The 24571-nt window shown below is 56.5% G+C and carries 19 protein-coding genes and 3 pseudogenes; 15 read left to right on the top strand and 7 right to left on the bottom strand.

Annotated features, from left to right (window positions below; all coding sequences use genetic code 11):
• The first annotated feature begins 55 nt into the window (after positions 1–55).
• The 9 genes and pseudogenes from AC1ME2_RS26715 (at position 56) to AC1ME2_RS26755 (ending at position 9167) form a co-directional block, all read left to right on the top strand.
• Positions 56–1423: an MFS transporter gene (locus AC1ME2_RS26715; protein ID WP_480438225.1), complete on the top strand. Its 1368-nt coding sequence runs from the start codon at positions 56–58 to the stop codon at positions 1421–1423.
• A 21-nt stretch (positions 1424–1444) separates the two neighbouring features.
• Positions 1445–2083 (top strand): maleylacetoacetate isomerase, encoded by a 639-nt coding sequence (gene maiA / locus AC1ME2_RS26720; RefSeq protein WP_480438226.1) that lies wholly within the window; start codon positions 1445–1447, stop codon positions 2081–2083.
• 64 nt (positions 2084–2147) lie between these two features.
• Complete coding sequence (locus AC1ME2_RS26725; protein WP_480438228.1) at positions 2148–3347, top strand: 3-hydroxybenzoate 6-monooxygenase; 1200 nt, start codon at positions 2148–2150, stop codon at positions 3345–3347.
• 92 nt (positions 3348–3439) lie between these two features.
• A complete protein-coding gene (locus AC1ME2_RS26730; RefSeq protein ID WP_480438230.1) occupies positions 3440–4552 on the top strand; it encodes a cupin domain-containing protein in 1113 nt (370 codons plus the stop codon).
• A gap of 403 nt (positions 4553–4955) precedes the next feature.
• The gene (locus tag AC1ME2_RS26735; protein ID WP_480438231.1) at positions 4956–5870 is read left to right on the top strand and encodes a SphA family protein; all 915 of its coding nucleotides are present in this window, start codon (positions 4956–4958) and stop codon (positions 5868–5870) included.
• 195 nt (positions 5871–6065) lie between these two features.
• Positions 6066–7151, top strand: a pseudogene (locus AC1ME2_RS26740) (methyl-accepting chemotaxis protein); the annotation flags it as partial.
• Between the two features lie 144 nt (positions 7152–7295).
• Positions 7296–8009, top strand: coding sequence for a methyl-accepting chemotaxis protein (locus AC1ME2_RS26745; RefSeq protein ID WP_480442349.1), 714 nt, complete (start codon positions 7296–7298; stop codon positions 8007–8009).
• Between the two features lie 172 nt (positions 8010–8181).
• Positions 8182–8546: pseudogene (locus tag AC1ME2_RS26750) on the top strand (hypothetical protein); the annotation flags it as partial.
• Positions 8547–8813: 267 nt separating this feature from the next.
• A complete protein-coding gene (locus tag AC1ME2_RS26755) occupies positions 8814–9167 on the top strand; it encodes a DUF1428 domain-containing protein (RefSeq protein WP_480438232.1) in 354 nt (117 codons plus the stop codon).
• A gap of 104 nt (positions 9168–9271) precedes the next feature.
• On the opposite strand, the gene AC1ME2_RS26760 is transcribed toward AC1ME2_RS26755, so the two are convergent.
• The 3 genes from AC1ME2_RS26760 to AC1ME2_RS26770 form a co-directional block, all read right to left on the bottom strand.
• Entirely contained in the window at positions 9272–10603 is a 1332-nt protein-coding gene (locus AC1ME2_RS26760; RefSeq protein ID WP_480438233.1) for an LLM class flavin-dependent oxidoreductase, read from the bottom strand.
• Entirely contained in the window at positions 10600–11568 is a 969-nt protein-coding gene (locus tag AC1ME2_RS26765) for an aliphatic sulfonate ABC transporter substrate-binding protein (RefSeq protein WP_480438234.1), read from the bottom strand. The genes AC1ME2_RS26760 and AC1ME2_RS26765 overlap by 4 nt, the downstream gene beginning before the upstream one ends.
• A 140-nt stretch (positions 11569–11708) precedes the next feature.
• Positions 11709–12635: a LysR family transcriptional regulator gene (locus AC1ME2_RS26770; RefSeq protein ID WP_480438235.1), complete on the bottom strand. Its 927-nt coding sequence runs from the start codon at positions 12633–12635 to the stop codon at positions 11709–11711.
• Between the two features lie 382 nt (positions 12636–13017).
• On the opposite strand from AC1ME2_RS26770, the gene AC1ME2_RS26775 reads away from it, so the two are divergent.
• The 5 genes from AC1ME2_RS26775 to AC1ME2_RS26795 all read left to right on the top strand — a co-directional run bounded on the left by AC1ME2_RS26775 (position 13018) and on the right by AC1ME2_RS26795 (position 18700).
• Positions 13018–13284, top strand: a complete 267-nt coding sequence (locus AC1ME2_RS26775; RefSeq protein ID WP_480438236.1) for a hypothetical protein — start codon at positions 13018–13020, stop codon at positions 13282–13284.
• 519 nt (positions 13285–13803) lie between these two features.
• The gene (locus tag AC1ME2_RS26780) at positions 13804–15069 is read left to right on the top strand and encodes a carbohydrate porin (RefSeq protein ID WP_480438237.1); all 1266 of its coding nucleotides are present in this window, start codon (positions 13804–13806) and stop codon (positions 15067–15069) included.
• Positions 15070–15138: 69 nt separating this feature from the next.
• Positions 15139–15672 (top strand): sugar dehydrogenase complex small subunit, encoded by a 534-nt coding sequence (locus AC1ME2_RS26785; RefSeq protein ID WP_480438238.1) that lies wholly within the window; start codon positions 15139–15141, stop codon positions 15670–15672.
• The gene (locus AC1ME2_RS26790) at positions 15665–17311 is read left to right on the top strand and encodes a GMC family oxidoreductase (protein WP_480438239.1); all 1647 of its coding nucleotides are present in this window, start codon (positions 15665–15667) and stop codon (positions 17309–17311) included. Before AC1ME2_RS26785 ends, AC1ME2_RS26790 begins: the two co-directional genes overlap by 8 nt.
• Before the next feature lie 6 nt (positions 17312–17317).
• Positions 17318–18700 carry a c-type cytochrome gene (locus AC1ME2_RS26795; RefSeq protein ID WP_480438240.1) on the top strand — a complete coding sequence of 461 codons (1383 nt, stop codon included), beginning with the start codon at positions 17318–17320 and terminating at the stop codon, positions 18698–18700.
• 86 nt (positions 18701–18786) lie between these two features.
• Here the strand turns inward: AC1ME2_RS26795 and AC1ME2_RS26800 are convergent, their stop codons facing one another.
• Positions 18787–19851: an NAD(P)-dependent alcohol dehydrogenase gene (locus AC1ME2_RS26800; RefSeq protein ID WP_480438241.1), complete on the bottom strand. Its 1065-nt coding sequence runs from the start codon at positions 19849–19851 to the stop codon at positions 18787–18789.
• Positions 19852–20249: 398 nt separating this feature from the next.
• Positions 20250–20696: pseudogene (locus AC1ME2_RS26805) on the bottom strand (transposase); the annotation flags it as partial.
• Between the two features lie 771 nt (positions 20697–21467).
• Between AC1ME2_RS26805 and AC1ME2_RS26810 the strand changes: the two are divergent.
• Positions 21468–21797, top strand: coding sequence for a hypothetical protein (locus AC1ME2_RS26810; RefSeq protein WP_480438243.1), 330 nt, complete (start codon positions 21468–21470; stop codon positions 21795–21797).
• A gap of 289 nt (positions 21798–22086) precedes the next feature.
• On the opposite strand, the gene AC1ME2_RS26815 is transcribed toward AC1ME2_RS26810, so the two are convergent.
• Positions 22087–23271: a M20 aminoacylase family protein gene (locus AC1ME2_RS26815; protein ID WP_480438244.1), complete on the bottom strand. Its 1185-nt coding sequence runs from the start codon at positions 23269–23271 to the stop codon at positions 22087–22089.
• Positions 23272–23303: 32 nt separating this feature from the next.
• The gene (locus AC1ME2_RS26820) at positions 23304–24536 is read right to left on the bottom strand and encodes an MFS transporter (RefSeq protein ID WP_480442351.1); all 1233 of its coding nucleotides are present in this window, start codon (positions 24534–24536) and stop codon (positions 23304–23306) included.
• Positions 24537–24571: the final 35 nt, after the last annotated feature.

The raw sequence follows: 24571 nt of genomic DNA on the forward strand, positions 1-24571 counted from the left end.
CCGGATTGAAGTGCCAATACGTGGCCCGCATTACGCTGGCCCGGAGGATTCGCTTATGTCTTCCACTGATAAAAATAAAAGTGTGGATGTACAGGATTTCATCGATAGTCGGCCGGTCAGCCTGTTTCAGTGGCTGATTATTGGTCTGTGTTTTCTTGTTACGGCTATTGACGGACTGGATACTGCCTCCGTCGGCTTCATCGCCCCGGCCTTGCGCGACGAGTGGGGTCTGACTCCTGGGCAACTCAACCCTGTACTGGGCGCTTCTTTGCTCGGCCTGATGCTGGGTGCTTTCATTGCTGGCCCGTTGGCCGACCGTTTCGGCCGCAAAAGTATTTTACTGCTTTCCGTTTTGTTCTTCGGGGTCTGGAGCCTGGCCGCCTGTGCATCGCAGGATGTCTTCAGCCTGACCGCGATGCGATTCCTCACCGGTCTCGGATTGGGTGGCGCCATGCCCAATGCAATCACCCTGACCTCCGAGTACTGCCCTCAGCGCCGTCGCTCGTTGATGGTCACCACCATGTTCTGCGGCTTCACCCTGGGGTCAGCGCTCGGGGGGGTGGTAGCGGCTCAGATGGTTCCTGCATTCGGTTGGCGCAGCGTGCTGTTTCTTGGCGGCCTGTTGCCGCTGTTGTATCTGCCATTTCTGTTTGTATTGTTGCCTGAGTCGGTGCGATTCCTGGTGCAACGCTCGGTGCCTGCGCTGCGGATCAGTGCCATTTTGCAACGCATTTCAGCGCAACCGCTGGCAAGCGACCTTAGTTACAACATTCACGACGGTGTCGGTGAATCCAACAGCAGCCAATCGCCGATCCGCCAGATTCTGAGCGGTAGCCATCGCATGGGAACCCTGCTGCTGTGGAGTTCATTCTTCATGAGCCTGCTGATCATCTACATGATGACCAGTTGGCTGCCGATCCTGATCAAGGATACCGGCCTGCAGCTCAGCCAGGCGGCGCTGATCAGCGCCATGTTTCAGGTCGGCGGCACCGTGGGCGCTATTGTCCTGGGCGGGGCCATGGATCGCTTCAACCCATTCCGGGTGTTGGTCTGCGCCTACATCGCAGGCGCTGTCTGCCTGATGTCGATCGGTCTCTTCCATGATCAGTACACCCTGTTGGTTCTCGGGGTATTCGGCATGGGCTTTTGCATCAGTGGTTCGCAGGTTGGGGCTAATGCGCTGGCTGCTGGCTTCTACCCGACCACCATGCGTGCCACCGGGGTCAGTTGGGCCCATGGTGTCGGCCGCATCGGCGCTGTCCTCGGCACCCTCGGCGGTGGCTGGATGCTAGGCATGGGCATGGGCTTTAGCGGCATATTCACCTTCCTAATGGTGCCCGCCGTGCTGGCCAGCGCCGCGATTTTCCTGATGGGCCTACGCTACAGCCGCTTGCTGCAGCAGACTTTAATCGCCGTTCATTGAACCGCCATAGGTACTGCCACTATGAAGCTTTACAGTTTCTTCAATAGCTCCACCTCTTACCGGGTGCGTATTGCACTTGCCTTGAAGGAGCTGCCCTACGACTACCAGGGCATCAACTTGCGGGTCGGCCAGCAGTACGGTCCCGAGCATCGTGAGCTCAACCCGATAGGCGGCGTACCGGTACTCGATGCGGATGGCGCAGTGTTGACCCAGTCCCTGGCGATCATCGACTACCTCGACAGCCAGTATCCCGGCCCGCGCCTGATCCCGGCCGACGCCCTGCAGCGTGCCCGCGCGCTGGAAATCGCTAACCTGATCGGCTGCGATATCCATCCAATCAACAACGTACGGGTGCTCAATTACTTGCAGAAGGTATTGGCAGTCACCCCTGATCAAAAGACTGTCTGGTACAAACATTGGGTGGCCGAAGGCCTGGGCGCCGTCGAAGCGCTGCTGCAACGCCATGGCAGCGGCAACTTCTGTATAGGTGACGAGCCTGGCCTGGCCGATTGCTGCCTGATACCGCAAGTGGCCAATGCCGAACGCATGGGATGCGACCTTTCCACTTACCCGCGGGTTATGACGGTGTATCGCCATTGCCTGGAGCTGCCTGCCTTTCTGGCGGCTGCACCTGCACGGCAGCCCGATTTCATTGCATAACTTATCGGCAGGCTTCACTGCCCATTCAAGAAGCCTGCCCAGCAACATATTGGAGACTAAAATCATGACTGCACAAGATAAAAAACAGTCGATTATCGTCGTCGGTGGAGGCATCGGCGGCCTCGCCGCTGCCCAAGCATTGACCCAGCAGGGTATCGCGGTACTGCTTCTGGAGCAGGCGGACCATATTGGCGAGATCGGTGCCGGCATCCAGCTTGGCCCGAATGCCTATGCTGCGCTCGACGCTCTGGGAGCGGGTGAAGCCGCACGGAGCCGGTCGGTGTTCACTGATCATCTGATCATGATGGATGCAGTCGATGCCCACGAAGTTGCTCGCATTGATGTTGGCGAAGCTTTCCGCAAACGCTTCGGCAACCCCTATGGCGTCATCCACCGTGTCGACATTCATCAGTCGATTCTCGAAGTGGTGCAAAACAACCCGCTGATTCAGTTCAAAACATCGGTCTGCATTAAAAACCTTGAGCAGGACGCCGATGGCGTCACGCTGACCGACAGTAACGGCACTACCTACCGCGCCGATGCCGTGATCGGCTGCGATGGTGTGCGCTCGGTGGTTCGCGATGCGCTGCATGGCGAGCCCCCACGCGTGACCGGGCACGTGGTGTACCGCGCGGTGATCGAGGAAAAGGACATGCCTGAGGACTTGCGCGTCAACGCGCCGATGCTCTGGGCAGGCCCGCGTTGCCATCTGGTGCATTACCCGCTGCGCGGTGGCAAGCAATACAATCTGGTCGTCACCTTCCACAGCAAGGAACAGGAAGAGTGGGGCGTTACCGAAGGCAGCAAAGAGGAAGTGCTGAGCTACTTCGAGGGTATTCACCCGCGTCCACGGCAAATGCTTGACCGTCCGACCTCCTGGCGGCGATGGGCCACGGCTGACCGCGACCCGGTTGAAAGCTGGGGCGAAGGTCGCGTGACCATCCTCGGCGACGCTGCGCATCCCATGACCCAATACCTGGCCCAAGGCGCCTGCAGTGCACTGGAGGACGCAGTGGTACTGGGGCAGGCCGTCAAGCAATGCAACTTTGACCTGCAAGCTGCTTTCCGCCTGTACGAAACCATCCGTATCCCACGCACCGCCCGCATTCTCTGGTCGGCCCGGGAAATGGGGCGCCTCTACCACGCCAAGGGCGTCGAGCGTCAGGTGCGCAACCAGCTGTGGGAAGGGCGTACGCAGGAGCAGTTCTACGATGCCATGCAGTGGTTATACGGCTGGAGCCTCGACAACTGCATGAAGCACTGATCCGGTCATAGACTCAGCTTAACGAAAGCGGGGCCTGTTACCTTGGTAAGGCCCCGCGTATCGCCAGTCCATTAGAAGAAGGATACATCGCCATGTCCAACCATGAAGGGCTTGAACAAGCACCCGTTCACAATGCCATGGCCCCGGACGACACACCCGAACTGCGCCAGTTGTATGCCGACTTCGAGTCCGGGCACATGATGCCGCTCTGGACGCAGATTGGTAACCTGATGCCCAAGCATCCCATGCCGCGTGCCGTCCCGCATGTCTGGAAGTGGTCGAACCTCTATCCGCTGGCACAGCGCTCCGGTGATCTGGTCCCGGTCGGCCGCGGCGGCGAGCGTCGGGCTATTGGCCTGGGCAACCCGGGCCTCGACGGCCGCCCCTATATCACCCCGACCTTGTGGTGCGCGATCCAGTACCTGGGGCCGCGTGAAACAGCGCCTGAGCATCGCCACTCGCAGAATGCCTTCCGCTTCGTGATTGAGGGTGAAGGTGTCTGGACCGTGGTCAACGGCGATCCGGTGCGGATGAGTCGCGGGGATCTGTTGTTGACCCCTGGTTGGAACTTTCATGGGCATCAGAACGTTACCGACAAACCGATGGCCTGGATCGACGGTCTGGACATCCCGTTCTCTTATCAAAACGATGTTGGCTTCTTTGAGTACGGCTCGGAGAAACTGACTGACCTCAGCACGCCGGAATACTCGCGCGGCGAACGTCTGTGGTGCCATCCGGGGCTGCGGCCGTTGTCCGGTCTTGCCCAGACCGCCAGCTCACCTATTGGCGCCTATCGCTGGGAGCACACTGATCGCGCCCTGACACAGCAGTTACTGCTCGAGGACGAAGGCTACCCCGGTGTTCTGGAAAAAGGTCATGCCGCGGTGCGCTTCGTGAACCCGACCACTGGGGGCGACATCATGCCCACCATACGCGCCGAATTTCATCGTCTGCGTGCTGGCGCGATATCGGCCGAACGCAGGGAAGTGGGTTCGAGGGTCTTTCAGGTGTTCGAGGGGGAGGGGTGCGTAGTGCTGGACGGTGTCAGCCGCAGCCTGGAAAAAGGCGATCTGTTCGTCGTTCCTTCCTGGATAACCTGGTCGCTGCAGGCTGAAAGCCAATTCGACCTGTTCAGTTTTTCCGACGCACCGATCATGGAACGTCTGAACTTCGATCGCACAATGGTCAACGGCCAGTTGGGCTGATATGACCGTCCGGGCTGCCGCACACTCAACTGACAGCCCTTGGCGAGTCTTTGGTTCTGCATTGCCTGATACGCCGGTCGCTTCCTGAATGGGCAGGATGACCGCACGAAAGTACGCGTTCGGGTTTGATGAAAAAACACCGAAAACAGTTATAAGTTCGGTGGCGGCGTGACTCAAATAAGTACATTGAAAAAAGTGCAACTCAATAAAACAGTGTGACATAAGAAAAGTGCAGGTTTTGTTTTAACTAAGATTTTGAATTTGAGGGGCGAAGCTGGACCGCCCTTAATGACAAATGTTTACTTCAGATTCCCCTAAATATAACGGGTTACTATTTTGTCGTTTCCCGTTTTTTGTGGGGGCTGTAGCGCTGCGTTCAATTATAAAAAAAAAGGCGTAAATAATGAAAATGGCATCACGGATCAATACTCAGGGTTTTTTGTGCTGTGCAAGTCTGAGCCTGCTGGCGGCAGGCGTTTCAGTCAATGCACAGGCGACTGAAGGTGGAGGTTCCAGCTATCCAATGGGTACTGAGAACTATATGGTCGGCGCCATGGCGCCGCCAGGGCTTTACGGTATGGTTTATGGCAGTCATTACGATGCGGATTCCCGGATCGGCAACAATGGGGAAAAACTGCCAGGGGATTTTCGGCTACAGTCCAGTGCGATTACCCCGCGCTTTATCTGGGTGACGGATCAGCAGATACTGGGCGGTAACTTGGCGTTCCATGCGATCATGCCGTTAGTTGACCTTAAGGTAGACCTCAAAGGTCGGTCGCAAACGCAAAAAGGGTTGGGCGATATGACGTTCGGGTCTGGGCTGGGCTACCACCTGACTGATAAGCTGCGCTCCATTGTCGGCCTCGATGTTGTTGCTCCGACCGGTGAATATGATCGCACCGACTTGGCCAAGCTCGGTCGCAATTACTGGGACATTCGACCTGTGTTGGCGTTTTCATACATCGACCCTGTGGGTTTGAATGCCGATGCGAAAATCATGTATGACTTCAACACGAAGAACACCGCCACCGATTACACCTCAGGTCAAGAGTTTCACGTGGACTACTCTATGGGTTGGGGGCTTGGTAATGGCTGGGTAGTGGGGGTAGGCGGCTACGTCTATCAGCAGACTACGGATGATCGGCAGTACGGTGAGCGTATCGAAAACAACAAAGGACGCGCACTTGCCATTGGTCCTTCGATCAAATACGCCAGCAGCAAAGGTTGGTTTTTGACGGCGAAATGGCAACAGGAAACTGACGTGCTAAACCGTGCGCAAGGCAATGCCTACTTGTTTAAGCTGGCCGTACCCTTTTAAATTTGGCTGTGTGCCAGCGTTGCTGCAACCTGGCAAGTTGTGTCGCGGCTTAATGATGCCCCCCGTCTCTTTCGATGCGGGGGGTATTAAGGTGTATAGGCTCGCGATCACCCAGATTTCCCCGCGCGCTGAGAGTGATCAGTGATAAGCGGGTTGTCCGGTGCGTTGAGTTGTTCAGCGCGCGAAGGAAAAATAATGTTTAGATGGTTTAATCTGGCCCTGGCTAATATCAGCATCAAGGTAAAACTTACCTTGGGGTTCGGTCTGGTATTGTTGCTGACATTGCTCATCTCACTGATCGGTTGGGGCAGCACGAGTAATGTCATCGGGCGCAGCAATAAAATAAGCGTTATAAGCGCACTTAATATTCAGATTAAAGAGTTGCGTGTCAGGCGCCTACGTTATCAAACGGAGCGCAGTAATCAAACTCGCGCCGCCATCACGCAAGTGTTGCACGACATCCAGGAACGTCAGCAGCTCGTGAGAAAAATGCTGGACGTCCCTGCCAGCCTGCAACTTATCGATGATCAAGGCCATCTCCTCGAAAACTATCAGGGCCACTTTAGCAGCCTTGACCGCGTGCTTGAGGATCGCGACGCAGAACGCGTCAAACTGGTGCGGGGCGCAGAGCAAGTCTCCAAAGAATTAAATAAAGCACTCGATAGCATTGCCAATAAACCCGCACTCGATGGGCAAGATGAGCTGCAGAGTCTGCATCGTATGCAAGCCATCAGTCATCTCGCCCTGAACATCCAGCAAGCCTGCGCCGAGGTGTACAGCTTCATTTACAGCAATGACCCAAACAAAGAGCAAGGTGCCTTGGCGGCTGTCGATAACGTCGCAACCGAACTGAACAAGATCAGCTCCGATGCTACCGGGCCACAACAAGAGAACCTGCAGCAAGTCACGCTGGCAGTGCAGCAGTACCACAATAATCTGCAGAGTTATGCTGAGCAGGTACATGCTGGCGCTGAGATAAGCGCACAGATGGCCAGCCTCGGTGAGAAAATCGACACTATCAGCCAGAACCTCGCCGACAATCAAAGCAACATGCGCGACAGTGAAGCCCAAAGTGCCCATGATCTACTGGCCATTAGTTCGGCCCTGGCCCTAGCCTTGGGACTCCTTGCTGCATGGGTCATCACGGGGCAGATCGTTCATCCGCTGCAGATGACCTTGAAAACAGCCGAACGCATTGCGGGCGGCGACCTGCGCCAGAACGTCATCACCTCTCGACGTGACGAACTCGGTCATCTGCAACTGAGTATGCAAAGCATGACCCAAAGCCTGCGCGGACTCATCGGGGGGATCAGCGATGGGATAACCCAAATAGCCAGCGCAGCAGTAGAGCTGTCTGCGATCACCGAGCAGACCCGTGTCGGCGTTAACAGCCAAAAAATCGAAACAGATCAAGTTGCGATCGCTATGAACGAAATGGCCGCGACTGTGCAGGAAGTGGCACATAACGCCGAAGAAGCCTCGAAAGCGGCTACTGTAGCCGATCAGCAAGCTCGCACAGGTAATAGCGTCGTAGGGGAAGCCATAGCCCAGATCGAGCGCCTGGCTATCGAAGTCGGCAGTTCTACAGAGGCCATGAACCATCTGAAAAATGAAAGCTACAAAATCGGTAGCGTGCTCGATGTGATCAAGTCGGTCGCGCAACAGACCAATTTACTCGCCCTTAACGCTGCCATCGAAGCCGCACGAGCAGGTGAAGCAGGACGCGGCTTCGCTGTAGTTGCAGACGAGGTGCGCAGCCTGGCTCAGCGAACTCAGAGCTCCACCGAAGAAATCGAAGAACTGATCACCAGCCTGCAAGACAGAACTCAACAAGTAGCGTTAGCCATGGAAAGCAGCCACACCCTGACTGAAAAAAGCGTAGAGCTGGTCCGCCGGGCTGGCGGCTCACTGGAAAACGTCACCCATACGGTCTCGAGCATCCAGTCAATGAACCAGCAAATTGCCGCCGCCGCCGAGCAACAGAGTGCGACAGCCGACGAGATCAACCGCAACGTGCTCAATGTGCGCGACATATCAGATCAAACAGCTTCCGCCAGCGAGGAAACGGCAGCTTCGACTGTCGAGCTGGCTCGGCTGGGGAACGAGCTGCAGTTGATGGTCAGTCGATTCAAGGTCTAAGGCAAGATAGAGCTTTACTCCCTGGGTTGCGTGCGAAAAATGTCGCAAGCACTGCAAGGGGTATGACTCACCCACATAGGTAACAATTCAGTTCAAGCACATAGGTAACAGTTTTTAACTGGCAGGAGTGCGAGACTGAGTGGAACACCGACCGTGTCATCGAATGCTACGAGCGCGCTTGGGCATCCCGGTTGACCGCACATCGGTGATGTTTGGCCGGCTCCGAGGCCGATGTGATTCCCGTCGGCACCGCCGCCAAGGGCTACCAGGCCCTGGCTCCTTTCCCGGGTGGCGGTGGCTTTGAAATACACCAGCGTCTGAAGCAGTCCATCCTCGATGCCGGCAAGAGCAACCTTAGGGATAAGAGCTACTTCGGCAAGGTTTACTACAACGTTGGCCTGATCAACGCCGCCATCGCCGTTGAAAACCGACTGGGTGCAGGCGGACCGCGCGACCTTACGTCCGTTGATCGAATCCAAGTCCGCCGCTTACGCCAAGGAGAAGGGCGTCACGGCGCGTAACTGCTCGGCTGAATAATCAGCTGCGGGCGTTTTACGCTTTGACGCGCTGGCACTGTTATCACCAGAACAGTACCGGCGCTGTCGAGGGGCGATGGTGAATATTGACGTGAATGATGGCGGGCACGTTGTGCAGGGTGGGGCAGATAGGAGGCAGTGTGGCGAGCAGTGTCGAGCCGTTAGTCGGCGGGGACGGTGTTCCTTGGGGTGATCTGTCAATTTGATCTCAACAGGATCGACTAACCAGCAGATCCCCCCATAACGCAACGCACGCAGGAGAGTGACCATGTCTTATGTTGATGGCTTCATCGCTGCTGTACCTACCGCCAACCGCGAAAAATTCAAGAAACACGCCGAATCCGCTGCAGTCATTTTCAAGGAGAACGGCGCTCTGAGTGTTGCCGAGTGCTGGGGGGACGATGTGCCCGACGGCAAGCTGACCTCGTTCCCCATGGCGGTAAAACTCCAAGAGGGCGAGACGGTGGTGTTTTCCTGGATCGTCTGGCCTGACAAGCCAACCCGCGACGCCGGCATGCAGAAGTTCATGGCCGATCCGCGAATTCAGGAGGACGTCAATCCGATGCCGTTCGATGGTCAGCGGATGGTATTTGGAGGTTTTGAGATGATCGTGAAAGCCTGAGCGTCTCTGCAGGATCACTCCGACGTCGGCGTGATCCTGCAACGCTTCCGATTACGAATCTCATGCTTGCCAGTTGGGACGGCATCGTTCCTAACGTCAGGTTTTTATTGACTGAAGCGGCTCGACGGCCTTGTCAGACCCAGGTGCTCGCGCAGCGTCTTCCCTTGATACTCCTGCCTGAAGAAGCCCCGGCGCTGAAGTTCAGGGACCACTTGATCGACAAAGTCAGTCAGGCTGTCAGGCAGGTAGGGCGGCATGATGTTGAATCCGTCGCAGGCATGACCGGTGAACCACTGCTCCAGATCGTCGGCGATGCTGCTGGCGGTACCGGCCAGTACCCGATGTGAGCGACTGCCACCGAACCGTTTGCCCAGTTGACGCAAGGTCAGACCTTCACGTTGGGAGACTTCCTGAACCAGTTTGAAACGGCTCTGATTGCCTCGAATTTCCTTGACGTCCGGTAACGGTTCGTCGAGCGGATAAATCGACAGGTCGTGGTTCATGCTATCCGATAGCAATGCCAGTCCAGCCAGAGGGTGAACCTTTTCTTCCAGTTCAGCGAAACGCTCCTGCGCTTCTTCGCGGCTGCGGCCGACGAAGGGCATCACCCCAGGCATGATTTTCAATGTTCCGGCTGCCCTTCCCTGGGCCAGCAGGCGCTGATTGACGCTGCGGTAGAACGCTTGAGCTTTTGCCAAGTCAGGCTGGGCGGTGAAGATGATGTCTGCCACGCTGGCAGCGAAATCCTGCCCGGTGTCGGATGAGCCCGCCTGGATCAACACCGGACGACCTTGCGGTGAGCGAGGGACGTTAAGCGGTCCGCGCACGTCAAAGAATTCGCCGCTGTGATTCAAGTAATGCACTCGATCCGGATTGGCAAACTCCCCCTTTTCCTTATCATGGATAAACGCACCGTCTTCCCAGCTATCCCACAGGCCCAGCGCGAGTTCGACGAACTCCTGGGCGCGGCGATAGCGAACTTCGTGATCCAGGATCGGATCACCGCTGAAGTTCAACGCCTCGCCGTCATTGGTGGAGGTGACGATATTCCACCCGATCCGACCTTCGCTCAGATGATCCAGCGTGGCGAAGGTTCGCGCCAGGGCAAACGGGTTATTGAACGTGGTGGAGGCCGTGGCCGCCAGACCGATATGTGAAGTTGCGCCTGCCAGCAGCCCCAACAACGCAACCGGATCCAGGCGCGGGCTGGTGAGATAGCGCACGCTGGTGTGCAGGTCGTTGCCGTAACGGTCAGACAAGGCTAGGCGATCGGCGAAAAACACATAATCGAATTTGCCGCGCTCGGCCGTCTGCGCCAACGCTTTGTAATAGGCGGGGCTGGTCAGATTTGCAGGGTCGACCCCAGCAGTGCGCCAGGCGCTGGCGTGGTGGCCGACACCCATCAAAAACGCCCCCAGATGTAATTGCCTGCTCATTTTTTCGCCTCAATATTCACCACCGCGTCAGCGATATGCACCTGTTTTGGGATCAGTTTATTGCGATAAAAAGCGTCGGCCACGTGTTGTTGATCGGCGATGACCTTGTCGCTCAATGGGAAGTGCACGCCCCAGGGCTGCCGTGCCAGGGCACGTTCCCAGACAAGCACCGGTACTTTGGTGTCGTCGCTGAGCAATTGGGCCACCTCGGCAATATGGGCCTGCGCGTAATGTTCGGTGGCGTCCAACGCTTGGAGCACGGTTGCCAGGGTTTCGGGGTAACGCTTGGAAAAAGACCGTGGGGCTATATAGAAACTGTACTGAAAAGGTAGGGTGCGTGCGGTCACGATAGCGCGAGCGCCACTGCTCAACTCGGTGTCGGCCAGGCGCGGATCAGGCACCACCCAGGCGGCGACGTCGCCTCGTTCGAATGCCGCACGGCCCTCGCTATAGCCCAGATACGCTTCATCGATGTCGGTCAGTTCAAGCTGCGCTTGTTCAAGCGCGGCGATCAGCAAGTATTGCCCCGCAGAGCCGCGTGCCACGGCGATTCGTTTGCCCTTTAGGTCGGCGATTTGTTTCGCGTTGGAATCCTTGGGAACAACGATCGCATAGTTGTCTCGGTAGGGTTCGCTGTAACCGACATACGTAACATCCGGCGCCGCGCCTGCCTGAGCAATGACGGGAGGTGTTGCCCCGACGAATCCGATGTCTATGTCGCCACTGTTGATCCCTTCTACGAGAGGGGGACCAAAGGCGAACTCATGCCAGATCACCCTTACGCCATGCGAGGCCAGAGCCTTTTCCAGTGTGCCGCGATTTTTCAAGACGACCAGGCTATTGCCCTTCTGATAGCCGATTCTTATCTGCTCTGGATAGACAACTTCGTCTTTCGCAAAGGCGACGTTAAAGGCCAGGATATTGCTGACAAGCACAGGCAGAAACCAGGCGAACCGGATGTTCATGGACGGATTCCCCTCTTCATTTAACTTGATTAGAGAGTAAAGGAATTAAAGTTCTATTATAAATAACCATTCGAGCTAACTATAAACCTCGTGCTCTGGGCGCCTTGGGGATGGGCTTCGTAGTGGTATCGAATGGGGGCTCATAACGTTTCGAAAAGGACTGGCCTTGCAGCCTGTTGAATAAAATCACGCATCCAGATCACTGCTGGGTCAAAATGATTACGTGGATGCCAAGCCAATTGTAGGGTGAAGCAGGGGGCCGCGAAAGGCAGTTCGTAGAGCTCTAAATCATCGCCCAATTGAATATAATGTCCGGCTGGCAATGTGCAAACGTAGTCACTGTTGCGCAGCAGATGGGGGATCAGCGACAGCTGCGGCAGGGTCATGACCACCCGACGCCGACGCGCCAGATTGGCCAGGTATTCGTCTATATAGCCGAGTGGGGTGCCTGAGGCGCCGGTCATTGATAAGTGTTCGAGATTGCAATAGGTGTCCAAATCCAAAGCAGCGGTACCGCGCGGATGGCCCTGGCGTTGAGCCATGACAAATCCTCCCTCGTACAGCGTGCGGGCCTTCATGCTGCCAGGTATCATCCGATCTAAATCAATGAGCATATCGACTTCGCCGCGTTCAAGCTGAGTCGCGATATGGTCTGGTCGTGGTCGTTGGATATTTATTCGTAGCTTATGCGGGCCGAGCGTCTGTAGAAGCCCCACCAGCTTCATGCCAACTGCGAGCATTGCATCTTCACCCATGGCGATGCTGAACTCTCGGGTGTCTGTGTAGGGGGCGAATGTCGGCTGAAAATTGATGACTTTTTCCAGTCCGTTGAGTGCGGCGCTCAACGGCAGAGCCAATGTTAATGCCAAGGCGCTAGGGGTCATGCCTCGACCGTTTTCAGCGGCTAATAGCAAGGGATCGCCGAACACCGTCCGCAGTCGCCCCAGTTGTGCTGACATGGCCGGTTGGCTGATATTCAGGCGATGTGCGGCGCGGGTTACGTTACGTTCCTGCAACAATATTTCCAAAGAAACAAGGAGGTTCAAATCGATCTGAGACAAGTCCATACAGATGCCTATGCCTATTTGGGAGTCAACTACCCGCGAGCGGCTACTCGGGGGTTACGAATTAACCTATTTAACCAGATTATATGACCTATATCTGTTATTGATTTGATCTATCATTGCCGGTGGCTTAACTTGGCGGCATCAGATAGGTCGCAACTCGTTGTGCGGCACATCAACGCGATAGACGCGGGGACGCCAAGGTTCGCACCGAGGCGACCATCGTCGCGCCAGGCGTCGTGGATGGGGGCCACGCAACAGGACGAAAGTTTCCGGGGAGCGCTAATGCCTACCTTTTTTCAACCCGGTCGGTAACATTTTCGGAAAGCCCTCTACACTGTTCTCTGCAGAGAAGACCGTGTTCAATACGTTGAGGAGTACCGACATGAGACACTTGCTAATAGCGGGCGGATTATTCGTAGTTGCCGCTTCATTCAATATGCAGGCGACGGCTGCTGAGGATTTGTGCGCAGCGAACTTGCAAAGCCTTCACGACCAACAGGTCAGCACCGCCGAAACCCACGCGGAGGTCAAGACGCTTGTAGAGAAAACAATCGCGGACGCAAAGGCTGCTCAGGCCAAGGGTGACAAGAAAAAATGTATAAGCATTACCAGGAAGGCGTTGACGAAGCTAAGAACGTATAATAATTAACACCTTACCCGTTGATTCATTTTGCAAGCGCTAATGATTTGTTTCACACATCAAGCTCCTTATGCCTGTGAGGCCATTGCCTCACAGGCTCGCTGTCTCCTGTTCACGATATCCTCCCCTTGGGATTCCAGATGTATCGAGTCGGCTTTTACGCGGCAAGGTCACCCATGAAACTAGTTATCACCAGGCATAGACATCCGGAAGCCTGGTTTTTTTTGCGGACCTTATTGCACGCTATTCAAAGCGGAATGTTCGCAAAAATTTAACGGCGCGTTAAACGTTGTGCGCTAAAACATTGAACCGAAAACAGAATCCATAGTGAGTGATAGCTCCAGGCTCGACTATCGACTTCCAGGTAGATAGTTAGCAAGCTAATCAACTAGTGTGCCATTTTGTTTTTCGACTACCTTTCTAACTACCTTCCGTCACGAGGAGCGCTGATAAATGAGTCATAGAGTGTTTGTGAGCAGTTGCGTTTTCATTGGGTGCTTCAGTTGTGCTGCTCATGCAGATGAAGAGATGTTTTCTTCTTCTTCCCGATGGATGACCGGCGATTGGGGAGGGCTACGTACAGAACTGCTCAATAAAGGCTACGACTTCCAACTCAGTTATCAGTCAGAAAGCGCCGCGAACCTCAGTGGCGGCTATGATCACGATCATACGGCACGCTACACCGATCAGTTCAATATAGGCGGCGCCCTTGACCTGCAAAAGATCCTGGGATTGCCCGCCGCGAATCTACAACTGCAGATCACTGAACGCAGTGGTCGGGACCTGACCAATGATCGGCTGGCGGACCCGCGTACGGGTACGATTGGCTCCTCCGTGCAAGAAAACTACGGGCGCGGCCAGACATGGCGGATCACGGTTCTGGCCTATCAGCAGAAGTTCTTCGATGACGTGCTCGATATCAAAGCGGGCCGGTTGCCAATAGGCAGTGATTTTGACTCGACCGGCTGCGTGTTCCAGAACAACTCGATGTGTGGCGGGCTGGTCGGTCACGGGTCTACCGTGTGGTACAACTCGCCGGTCGGGCAGTGGGGCGGTCGGATCAAAGTCAACATGACGCCCCAGGTCTATGCCCAGGTTGGCGCGTACGAGTACAACCCGACGCTGCTGGATAGCAACAATGGCTTTAAGTTGAACACCTCGGGTAAGGAAGGTACGACTTATGTCGGGGAGCTGGGCTGGACACCTTCGCTGGGCGCGGAAGGGATGAAAGGCAAGTATATGTTTGGCGGGTATTGGAACACTGCCAACGCTAACGACGTGCTCAAAGATGACAACGGTGTCGACAAGCAACTCTCCGGTAATCCTGCCGATGTACATGATGGCCGTTACGGTTGGTACGCCTACGCGCGGCAACAAGTCACTACAGTCGGCGGTGATGCCAAACGAGGCTTAAGTCTGTTCGCGCACTACTCAGGGTATGACAAGGACAGCAGCACGCTCGACTGGCAGGCCCAGGTCGGGGCTATTTATGCGGGTCCATTTGATGCTCGCCCTCAGGACTCTCTTGCCCTTGGCTTCAGTGAGCTGCATGTCAACCCGGCACTGACAAAGAACCAACGTTTGCATGACCAGGTCAACAATCTCATTGACTATGCTAACCCTGCCTATCAGCCAATCCAGCACGCGGAATACGCGGCTGAAATTCACTACGACTTCCAACTGACGAACTGGCTAATGGTGCGACCTAACCTGCAATACCTGGCCAATCCAGGAGGCGTGTACGAGGTAGACAATGCTTTCGTCGCCGGTTTGACAGTCAATACCGTTTTCTAAAAGGCCACAAGCCCAACCGAATTGTGGGGGCTTGCGACCCTTCAATGACCTGTTATCGCAGGAAAAGACATGAACAACCTGAACACGATAAAGAGCTCCAATGCGATGAAGCCCACCCGGCGGACCTTGCTCAAGAGCCTGGTGACTGCCTACACCGCTTCATTGATTCCCTGGGCGCTGGCCGAACCTGTAGACAGCGCCGACCAAGGTGCGTTTGTCGCCATGTCGGCGATCATTGCCGGGCGCCAGACCCTCGACAGTGAGCTGGCGAAAAACCTGTACCTGGCACTGCTTGCCGACGATCCGAACTTCGCCAGCGGAGTCAAAGACCTGCTGGCGCTGGTCAATGAACGCAAAATCGACCCCCTTCAGCTGCAAAAAATGCTTGATGACGAAAAGTCTCCATTGGCAGTCGTTCCGCGAAAAATCGCCACTGCCTGGTTCATGGGCGTCGTGGGCAGCGGTGAGCATGCGCGCTGTCTTGCTTACGAAAATGCCCTGAACGCTGTGATTGTCGCTGATGTGCTTAAGCCGCCGACCTATGCCTATGGTCCTTATGGCAGCTGGGCAAAAAAACCAAATAAAGAGGTGCCAAATGTCTGACCAGCTATCGGCTGATATTGTTGTTATCGGTTCGGGGATCTGCGGATCGCTGGCGGCGTTGAAATTGGTGAAGCAGGGCGTATCTGTTCTGATTCTCGAAGCTGGCGGGCCGATTGAACGCGGGCGGATAGTCGCTGCGTTCCGCAATTCCACGCGCAAAAGCGATTGGATGTCACCTTACACCTGCTCGGAATGGGCGCCACATCCCGTCTACAAACCTGTCGATAACGGCTACCTGGTGCAGGCCGGGCCCTATCCATATCCGGCGGAATACATTCGTGGTGTCGGTGGCACTACGTGGCACTGGGCTGCTCAGGCCTGGCGCGTAGTACCGAGTGATATGCGCATGCACAGCTTGTATGGCGTGGGCGTCGACTGGCCACTGACGTATGAGGAACTCGACCCTTTCTATCAGGAAGCGGAAGAAATCTGGGGCGTCTCGGGCGCGGAAAACACCGGCTCGCCGCGCAGCAAGCCGTTTCCGATGGAGCCCGTCACCGAGCCCTACGCCATGCGTCGCATTCGTGAACGGCTTGCCCCGACCTACGCGGTGGTGGGTAATACAACCGCACGTAACAGTCGCAGTTACGACGGCCGACCTGCCTGTTGTGGCAATAACAGTTGCCAGCCGATTTGCCCGATTGACGCGCAATACCATGGCGGCATCGCGATTCAATCGGCGGTGGATGCGGGTGTCAAATTGCAGATCAATGCGGTGGTTTACCGTATCGAGCATGACGACAGTGGCAAGATCGTAGCGGTCCATTATTTCGACCCGGATAAAAAGTCCCATCGAGTCACCGGCAAGACCTTCATCCTCGCCGCCAATGGCATTGAGAGTCCCAAGCTGTTGCTGCTGTCGGCCAGCGACAAATACCCCAATGGCCTTGCCAACAGTTCCGGCATGGTCGGCCGCAACCTGATGGACCACCCAAGCACCTCGGTCACTTTTGACGCCGATGAAGAGTTGTGGCTGGGCCGTGGGCCACAAAGCCCCAGCTCGATCAATACCATGCGCGACGGCGCCTTTCGCAAAGAACACGCGCCTTACCGCCTGGACTTCACCAATATTTCGCGAGTCAACAGCGCTACCGATTCGTTGATCGCCAGCGGCGTTTATGGTCCGGAGTTTGAGAAGCAACTGCGTCACCGCGCCGCGTTCGAAATGAGCCTCAAGGACGTTCTAGAGGTGTTGCCAAACCCGGAAAACCGCATCACCCTCAGCTCGCAGAAAGACGCGTTGGGCATTCCAAAACCGCAGGCGCATTACGCCATCGACGATTACACCCGGCGTGGCGCGCAGGCCTCGCACAAGGATTTTGCGCGCATCGTCGACCTCATGGGCGGTACCAATGTGCGCTACAGCGCAGAGGGTAATTTCGCCAATAACCAGCACATCACCGGCACCATGCGCATGGGGGATGACCCAAAAACCTCGGTGTGTGACGGCTTCGGTCGGACCCACGACCATGAAAACCTGTTCATTTGCAGCACCGGCGTAATGCCTACGGCGGCCACCGTCAACTCGACGCTGACGGGGGTGGCCCTGGCGCTACGTACCGCCCATCACATACTGCCCGATCGCATCATTGTTCGCGTATCGCCCCTCGGCTCATCGATCGAACACGTGCGAGGCTGACCTTCAATGAACTGGAAAAAGTACCTCATCGGCCATCTGGTTATCCTGGCCACCAGCATCGTCACGCTGCACGCCAATGCTTCGACCCCTGACAACGAGTTGATCCAGCGCGGCAAATACCTTTCTACTGCCGGCGATTGTGTGGCCTGCCACAGCCTGCCCGGAGGCAAGCCGTTTGCTGGAGGGCTGGCATTGCCAACACCAATCGGTGAGATCATCGCCACCAACATCACCCCGTCGAAAACTGTCGGTATCGGCAATTACACCCTGGAACAATTCAGTGACGCGCTGCGTAAGGGTATTCGCGCCGATGGCAAGCGTCTGTATCCGGCTATGCCGTATACCTCATACGCCAAGGTCAGTGATGACGACGTGAAGGCGATGTACGCTTACTTCATGAACGACGTCGCCGCCGTGGAGACTGCAGCCAAGCCGACCCAGTTGCCCTTTCCGTTCAACATTCGCTTGTCGATGGCTGGCTGGAATCTGTTGTTCCTCGATAGCCAGCCCTACAAGGCCGACCCTGCGCAAAGCACTGAATGGAATCGGGGCGCCTACTTGACTCAAGGCCTGACCCACTGCAGCGCCTGCCATTCGCCACGCAACCTGATGATGGCCGAGGTGGCCTCGAAGGAACTGGCCGGCGGTGAGGTTGGGACGTGGCACGCGCCCAACATTACATCCGATCCCAACAGTGGCATGGGTGGCTGGGATACCGATGAGTTGGTCAAATACCTGAAGACGGGCGAGAGTCTGGGTAAGGGCCAAGCGGCCGGGCCGATGGCTGAAGCGGTCGACCATAGCCTGCAGTACCTCACCGACGCTGATCTGAAAGCTATCGCGGTCTACATCAAGAGCGTTCCTGCGCAGCGTGAAGCTGCGGACAGTAAGCCGGTCTATGCCCTGGGTCAGAAAACCGATGAGCTGAGCAGCCTGCGTGGTGTTGCATTGCCTGCCGATCCGAACAAGATGACCGGCGCGCAAATCTACGATGGCTACTGCGGTTCTTGCCACCAGGCCCAGGGCCAAGGCAGTTTCGACGGCGGCTTGCCTTCTTTGTCGCACAACACGGCGGTCGGTCGGAGCAACACCCATAACCTGGTGATGGTCATCCTCGAAGGGATTCATCGTAAAAGCGATGGCTCGGATGTGAGGATGCCCGGTTTTGCCAGGGAATTGACTGACCAGCAGATTACGACGTTGGTCAATTACCTGACCCAACACTACGGCAATCCCGGCGCCAAGGTCAGCGTGGATCAAGTCGGACAGCAACGGGCTGGCGGGGCGAAATCCCACCTGGCGGCCCTGACTCAGGGGGCCATTGTCGTGGGTATTATTGTCCTTCTCGTACTGGCTTTCTGGCTGATCCGCCGTCGACGCCGTACATAAGGCAGGTGACTGCCATTCCTGCCGCCGCTCACGTGTCACGTGGGCGGCGCGGTGTGGACCCGGCATGATTACGCCAGTTATCTTGCTCAAGCCGCCGTATAGTCCGGAGCCGGCAGGGAGGCCATATCGATCACGAAGCGATAGCGCACATCGGAGCGCTCCATACGATCGTAAGCGTCGTTGATCTGGTCCATACGGATTATTTCGCAGTCAGGCAGGATGTTCTTCTGCGCACAGAAGTCGAGCATCTCCTGTGTTTCACGAATACCGCCGATTGGCGATCCGGCGATTCGACGACGCCCGGCAATCATCGGTATGGTGTTCTGCTCATCCAGCAGGCCGACTTGGCCGAGCAATACCAAGGTACCGTCGATGTCCAGCAGCGGCACATAGGGGTTGAGGTCGTGCTTGACGGGAACCGTATCGATGATGAGATCGAAGCTTGATTGTGCCTTCGCCATCGCTTCACTGTCCGTCGATACCAGCAGTTGATCCGCGCCAAGGGCTAGGGCATCGGCGGTCTTGTCTTTTGAGCGACTCAACACGGTGACTTTCGCGCCCAGACCGGCGGCGAGTTTGACTGCCATGTGGCCCAAACCACCGAGTCCGATGACACCAACCCGGCTGCCAGGCACGACGTTCCAGGTACGCAGCGGCGAGTAGGTGGTGATGCCTGCGCACAGCAGTGGCGCCACCCTGGCGATGTCCAGCGTTTCAGGGACCCGCAGCACGAACTCTTCCCGGACCACCAGGTGCTTTGAATAGCCTCCGAAGGTGATGTCTTGGGTGATCCGGTCCCGGCCGTTGTAGGTGTTGGTTTTGCCTTCCCGGCAAAGCTGTTCCTCGCCTTTGTGGCACTGATCGCACTGCTGGCAGCTGTCCACCATGCATCCGACGGCAACGGTATCGCCCAGCTTGTAGCGAGTGACCTCGCTGCCCACTGCTGTCACCCGACCAACGATCTCGTGGCCTGGCACCGACGGGTAAACGGTCCAACCCCAATCATTGCGAACGGTGTGCAGATCGGTATGGCAGACGCCGCAGAACAAGACCTCCATGGCGACATCGTTGCTGCGAAGTTCGCGACGGACAAAGGTGAACGGTGCCAGAGGCGTCTCGGGCGATTGAGCGGCATAACCAACGGTTTTCATCTGTAAACCTCTTGAGTCGGGGTAAAGATCCGCGCTTGGATCTTTAGCGACAAAGTGTCTGGGGCCACCCATGAAATTACTTTGGAGGCATGGGTGAGAAATTGAGAAATGGGCACAGACCACGTTTTTCCTGAATAGTGTCAACCTTATTCAGGACGGGTCAAGGGCTGGAAAGCCGCGCAGGAGAAAAGGGGGACAGATTGACTTTCATTCCCTGACTCGCTCATTCATCATTCGGCGACAAACAATGTGGGTCTGCCTCAGATCAATATGACTTCCCCCTGACGCAACTGAGCCTGGACACCTCTGATGGGGGGCAATTTCAGGGTGACGAACCGTTTTGACTTTATGGGATGGTGGGATAGGTTTCATCATGGTGCCCATGGTCATGCTCGCCGTGGCGCATGAATAATCGTGGCATCGACGATCGTGCCCTGGCGCAACGACAGTCCTTTTTCCCGCAAATGATCATTGATGATGGCCAGGATTTCCGCCGCCAACGGGTGCTTTTCCAGCAGGTGCCGGAAATTCATGATGGTGGTGTCTTCAGGGATCGGAGCGCTCAGCGTGAGCTGGGCGAACTGGTGCAGCGAGGTGATCTCGTAGAGCGCCTCTTCCATTGCCGGATCGCTCAAGGCAAACCAGTTTTACAACTGATGAATGCGCAGCATGGTATTCAGCGGATAAGGCTGACGACCACCGCCGGCCTAGGGATAGTACGGCTCAATCAGCGCCAGCAAACCGCTCCAGGGCACCCCCTGTTCCATCTCGGCCAGAAAGCGTTCGCGGCGGGTTTGCTTGCGCTTGCCGGCGTATTCGAAGTCGGAAAAGCTCATCTGGCTCATGGGCAGCACGGTCAGGTGATGAGGGCGTATGTCATCACATTTGGGGACTTATTCGGAGAATCCCTAACGCCGATCCTTTTTTAATGACTGGCGCGGCAGAACTGTTCGAATCTAATAACTACTTTGGCCGATATGCGGATCAATTACAGAGCTTTATGCCATCTCAGATCGATAACACCTTTTCGCTCGGCGTAATCCTGAATGGACTGGAAGGTTCCACCGCTTGTATGCACTTCATGGAGGGCACAACCAGAATGCAAAAGGGCCAAGTACCAAGCATCGCTATTGCTGAGGCTCTTGGCTGGATAGTTGAACACAACCCTTGAGCCTTCGAAGCTGTAGCAAATTGTAAAGACCATCGAGTCATCCTCGACAAACAGGCATATTGCCATCGCTCAGATTAGTCGCTTGCTTTGCTTTTACAAGGCTCCAGGTCATCTCAATGAGACCTCGAAGACTCACCACCTCTTCGCGCAGTAGCATCAGCTCATCCATAAGAGCCTGAGGAGCGACCATCTGGGTTCCGGGGCTTGCTTGTGTGTAGTGGTCAAGTAATTCTGGACACCCGTTAAGGTTTATGTCGACTATCTCCATAGCTATTGGTGACCGATGATCGTTATAGCTGTGGAGCCTGGGCTACGCCGCCGTGCAAAAGCCCGGCACTGAGTCAACATAGCGAGAGGCTGAATGGAGTCTACCGGTGGTCAAATAAAATGCACTTTTGACCGCCCTCATGGCCCATTTTAGGTAAGTCTTATATTGGGAGTACCCATGAAAAAAATCCATTTCTTAGCCTGCGCATTATCAAGCGTTATGTGCGTGCACGTGGTGGCGGCTCCAGCAACGGAAACGTTCTCCATCGCCGCAAACCAAGCAGAAGCTGATAAAACAGGAACCGTACCCAATTCGCAGGGGCAATCTGAACGAGCCGATGAGGCTAACCCACAAACCACACCGCCTGGCAGTAAACCTGGAGACTTGTCCGGATCCAAGGGAAAGAACGATGAGAAAGGCAACAGTGCCCACACAACGTCTAGTCAAGGACCGCCTAAAGGAGACAAGGATTCAGGCAACGGCGCGAGTGATAGTGGGAGTAATTAAGTTGATCGATACCCACAAGTAGCTGATAAATGATGAGAAAAAGGCGCAGAACTCTCAAACTTTGTGCCTTGAATTTATGTTCCCGATCGCCAAAGCGCGCATCGAGCACACACACACACACACACACACACACACACACACACACACACAGGCAATGGTCAGCGAGGCTTCCGCCCAGGCCCGCTAATGAAATGGTCACCCCCTACCACCCTGTGAACGCTTAGTGGGCTTCCACAGGGTGGTAGAGGGTGACCATAGATGTGGGGGCGGACTTGAACGCGGTCAGCAATCAGTCCTTACACAAATACTCCTCAACCAACTCCACCCAACAAGCCGCCCCCAGCGGGGTGACTTCATCATTGAAGTCATAGTGGTCGTTATGCACTGAGCACCCAGTGAACTCGCCGGCGCCATTGCCCAGAATGAAATAACAGCCGGGCTGGGCCTTGAGCATCCAGGCGAAGTCCTCGCTGCCCATCAGTCGCACCGGCATTTTATCCAGTACGTTTTCGCTGCCCAGCACCTTCTGCGCAGCTGCGCGCATGCGTTCGGTTTCGGCCTCGCTATTGACCAGTACCGGGGCCAGTAATTGGAAGTCGATATCGGCCTTGACGCCAAAGCTGGCTGCCTGGCCTTCGACGATCTCGCGGATGCGTCGTTCCACTCGGTCGCGGATATCTGGGGCAGCAGTGCGAACGCTGACCATCAATTTTGCCGTTTCGGGAATGATGTTATAGGCGCTGCCGGCCTGGACCACGCCAACACTGATCACCGCCGCATCATCAGCGGCCAGGTTGCGTGAAATCACGGTCTGCAAGGCGCTGATGATGGAGGCTAGCGCAGGCACTGGATCAATGGCTCTTTCAGGCATGGCGCCGTGACCGCCGCGACCGGTCAGGGTGATAGTGACCCGTTCGGAGGAGGCCATCAGTGCGCCGACCTGCACCACCGCCTGACCGATCGGCAGGCCCGGCATGTTGTGGTAGGCGTACACCGCGTCGCATGGGAAACGGCCGAACAGGTCATCTTCGATCATCAGCTTAGCGCCGGCCAGACCTTCCTCGTCTGGCTGGAAGATCAGGTTCAGGGTGCCGTCGAACTCCGCCGTGTGGGCGAGCTGTTCGGCTGCTGCCAGCAAGGTCGTGGTGTGGCCATCGTGGCCGCAGGCGTGCATGCGCCCTTGATGCTGGCTGGCCCAGGGCAGGCCGTTTTTTTCCAGAATCGGCAGTGCATCCATGTCGGCGCGAATGCCCAGGCTGCGTTTGCCATTGCCCCGGCGCAGGACGCCCACCACGCCATTGCCGCCCACCCCGGTATGCACTTCATAGCCCCAGCCGCCAAGCATTTCAGCGACCAGTGCGGCGGTGCGCAGGGTGTCGCCGCCCAGTTCCGGAAAGCTGTGGATGTCGCGGCGAATCAGTGCGAAGTGTTCGGCGCTGTTTTTCAGTTGCTGTTTGATAATCAGGTTGGTCATGGTGATTCCTGTTTTTGGCACTAGAGCCGGCGTCAAGCGCGGCCTGGATGTTCGGGGTACCAACGCAGCGCGAACAGGCTTAGGGCCACGGCGGCGATCAAATAAAATGCGGGCGTTAACGGGTTGCCTGTCACGCCGATCAACCAGGTCACCAGCAGCGGGGAGAAGCCGCCGAACAGGGTTACGCCAAAGCTGTAAATAATAGACAGGCCAGTGACTCGTTGTTTCCGGGGAAAGGCTTCCATCATCAGCGCCAAGGATGGGCCTACACCCACTGCCAGCGGCATGATCAGCAAGGTGATGGCCAGCATGCACAGGCCAGTGCTTCCCCCGCCCAGCAGCAGGAAGGATGGGTAGGCCATCACCAGCGGCAGCCCGACAGTCCAGTACAGCAGGGGTTTGCGCCGCGCGAAACGGTCGGCATAGCGTGCTGATAATGGTGGGGTGATCGCCAGCAGCGCACTGGCCAGGCCAACCAGGGCGAAGGCGAACGTGCCCGGATAGTGCAGCGTCTGTACCAGATAGGTCGGCATATAGAAAACCACCATGTACATGGTGACGGTGGAGCTGGCCATCAGCGCAATGCCCAACAGCAGAGTACGGCCTTGCGTGCGCAGTAGTTCACTCAGGGGCGTGGGGCTATGGCTTTCGGCATGAGTTTCGTCCAGATGCTGACGGATGTACCAGCCTACCGGACCGATCAACAGGCCGATGATGAACGGCACGCGCCAGCCCCACGAGTGCAGGGCCTCTTCACTCAAGGTGCTAGTGAGCACCAGGCCGGTCAATGCGCCGACCAGCGCGGCTGCACCTTGGCTGGCGCCTTGCCAACTGACCATGAAGCAACGACTGTCTGTGCGTCCTGATTCCATCAGAAAGGCCGAAGCGGTGCCGACTTCGCCGCCAGCGGAGATGCCTTGCAGTAATCGGCCGAACACCAGCAGGAAGGTCGCGGCGATGCCGATACTGGAGTAGGTCGGGGTAAAGGCGATGATCCCGGTGCCGACGGTCATCAGGCCGATGGTCAGCGACAGTGCGGTCTTGCGTCCGCGCCGGTCGGCGACCCGACCGATCAGCACTGCGCCCAACGGACGCATCAGAAAGCCGACGGCAAAAGTCGCCAGGGACATCAACAGCGAAGCGATTGCCGATCCACCGGGGAAAAACAGCTTGCCGATGATCACGGCGAAGAAGCTGTAAACGGTGAAATCGTAGATCTCCAGGGCATTACCAAGGGAGGAGGCGATTACCACCCGCCGCATCATGCGGGATTGGGGTGCAACACTCGATGCGGCATCGG

This window comes from Pseudomonas sp. ASL9, from assembly GCF_056680335.1.

What these genes read in the sequence shown, in the direction of transcription:
- AC1ME2_RS26795 (WP_480438240.1), top strand. Translation starts at nt 17,318, where the DNA reads ATGAACTGGAAAAAGTACCTCATCGGCCATCTGGTTATCCTGGCCACC.
- AC1ME2_RS26765 (WP_480438234.1), bottom strand. Translation starts at nt 11,568, where the DNA reads ATGAACATCCGGTTCGCCTGGTTTCTGCCTGTGCTTGTCAGCAATATC.
- AC1ME2_RS26755 (WP_480438232.1), top strand. Translation starts at nt 8,814, where the DNA reads ATGTCTTATGTTGATGGCTTCATCGCTGCTGTACCTACCGCCAACCGC.
- AC1ME2_RS26790 (WP_480438239.1), top strand. Translation starts at nt 15,665, where the DNA reads ATGTCTGACCAGCTATCGGCTGATATTGTTGTTATCGGTTCGGGGATC.
- AC1ME2_RS26775 (WP_480438236.1), top strand. Translation starts at nt 13,018, where the DNA reads ATGAGACACTTGCTAATAGCGGGCGGATTATTCGTAGTTGCCGCTTCA.
- AC1ME2_RS26745 (WP_480442349.1), top strand. Translation starts at nt 7,296, where the DNA reads ATGAACGAAATGGCCGCGACTGTGCAGGAAGTGGCACATAACGCCGAA.
- AC1ME2_RS26770 (WP_480438235.1), bottom strand. Translation starts at nt 12,635, where the DNA reads ATGGACTTGTCTCAGATCGATTTGAACCTCCTTGTTTCTTTGGAAATA.
- AC1ME2_RS26730 (WP_480438230.1), top strand. Translation starts at nt 3,440, where the DNA reads ATGTCCAACCATGAAGGGCTTGAACAAGCACCCGTTCACAATGCCATG.
- AC1ME2_RS26760 (WP_480438233.1), bottom strand. Translation starts at nt 10,603, where the DNA reads ATGAGCAGGCAATTACATCTGGGGGCGTTTTTGATGGGTGTCGGCCAC.
- AC1ME2_RS26715 (WP_480438225.1), top strand. Translation starts at nt 56, where the DNA reads ATGTCTTCCACTGATAAAAATAAAAGTGTGGATGTACAGGATTTCATC.
- AC1ME2_RS26780 (WP_480438237.1), top strand. Translation starts at nt 13,804, where the DNA reads ATGTTTTCTTCTTCTTCCCGATGGATGACCGGCGATTGGGGAGGGCTA.
- AC1ME2_RS26785 (WP_480438238.1), top strand. Translation starts at nt 15,139, where the DNA reads ATGAACAACCTGAACACGATAAAGAGCTCCAATGCGATGAAGCCCACC.
- AC1ME2_RS26810 (WP_480438243.1), top strand. Translation starts at nt 21,468, where the DNA reads ATGAAAAAAATCCATTTCTTAGCCTGCGCATTATCAAGCGTTATGTGC.
- AC1ME2_RS26735 (WP_480438231.1), top strand. Translation starts at nt 4,956, where the DNA reads ATGAAAATGGCATCACGGATCAATACTCAGGGTTTTTTGTGCTGTGCA.
- AC1ME2_RS26725 (WP_480438228.1), top strand. Translation starts at nt 2,148, where the DNA reads ATGACTGCACAAGATAAAAAACAGTCGATTATCGTCGTCGGTGGAGGC.
- AC1ME2_RS26820 (WP_480442351.1), bottom strand. Translation starts at nt 24,536, where the DNA reads ATGATGCGGCGGGTGGTAATCGCCTCCTCCCTTGGTAATGCCCTGGAG.
- maiA (WP_480438226.1), top strand. Translation starts at nt 1,445, where the DNA reads ATGAAGCTTTACAGTTTCTTCAATAGCTCCACCTCTTACCGGGTGCGT.
- AC1ME2_RS26800 (WP_480438241.1), bottom strand. Translation starts at nt 19,851, where the DNA reads ATGAAAACCGTTGGTTATGCCGCTCAATCGCCCGAGACGCCTCTGGCA.
- AC1ME2_RS26815 (WP_480438244.1), bottom strand. Translation starts at nt 23,271, where the DNA reads ATGACCAACCTGATTATCAAACAGCAACTGAAAAACAGCGCCGAACAC.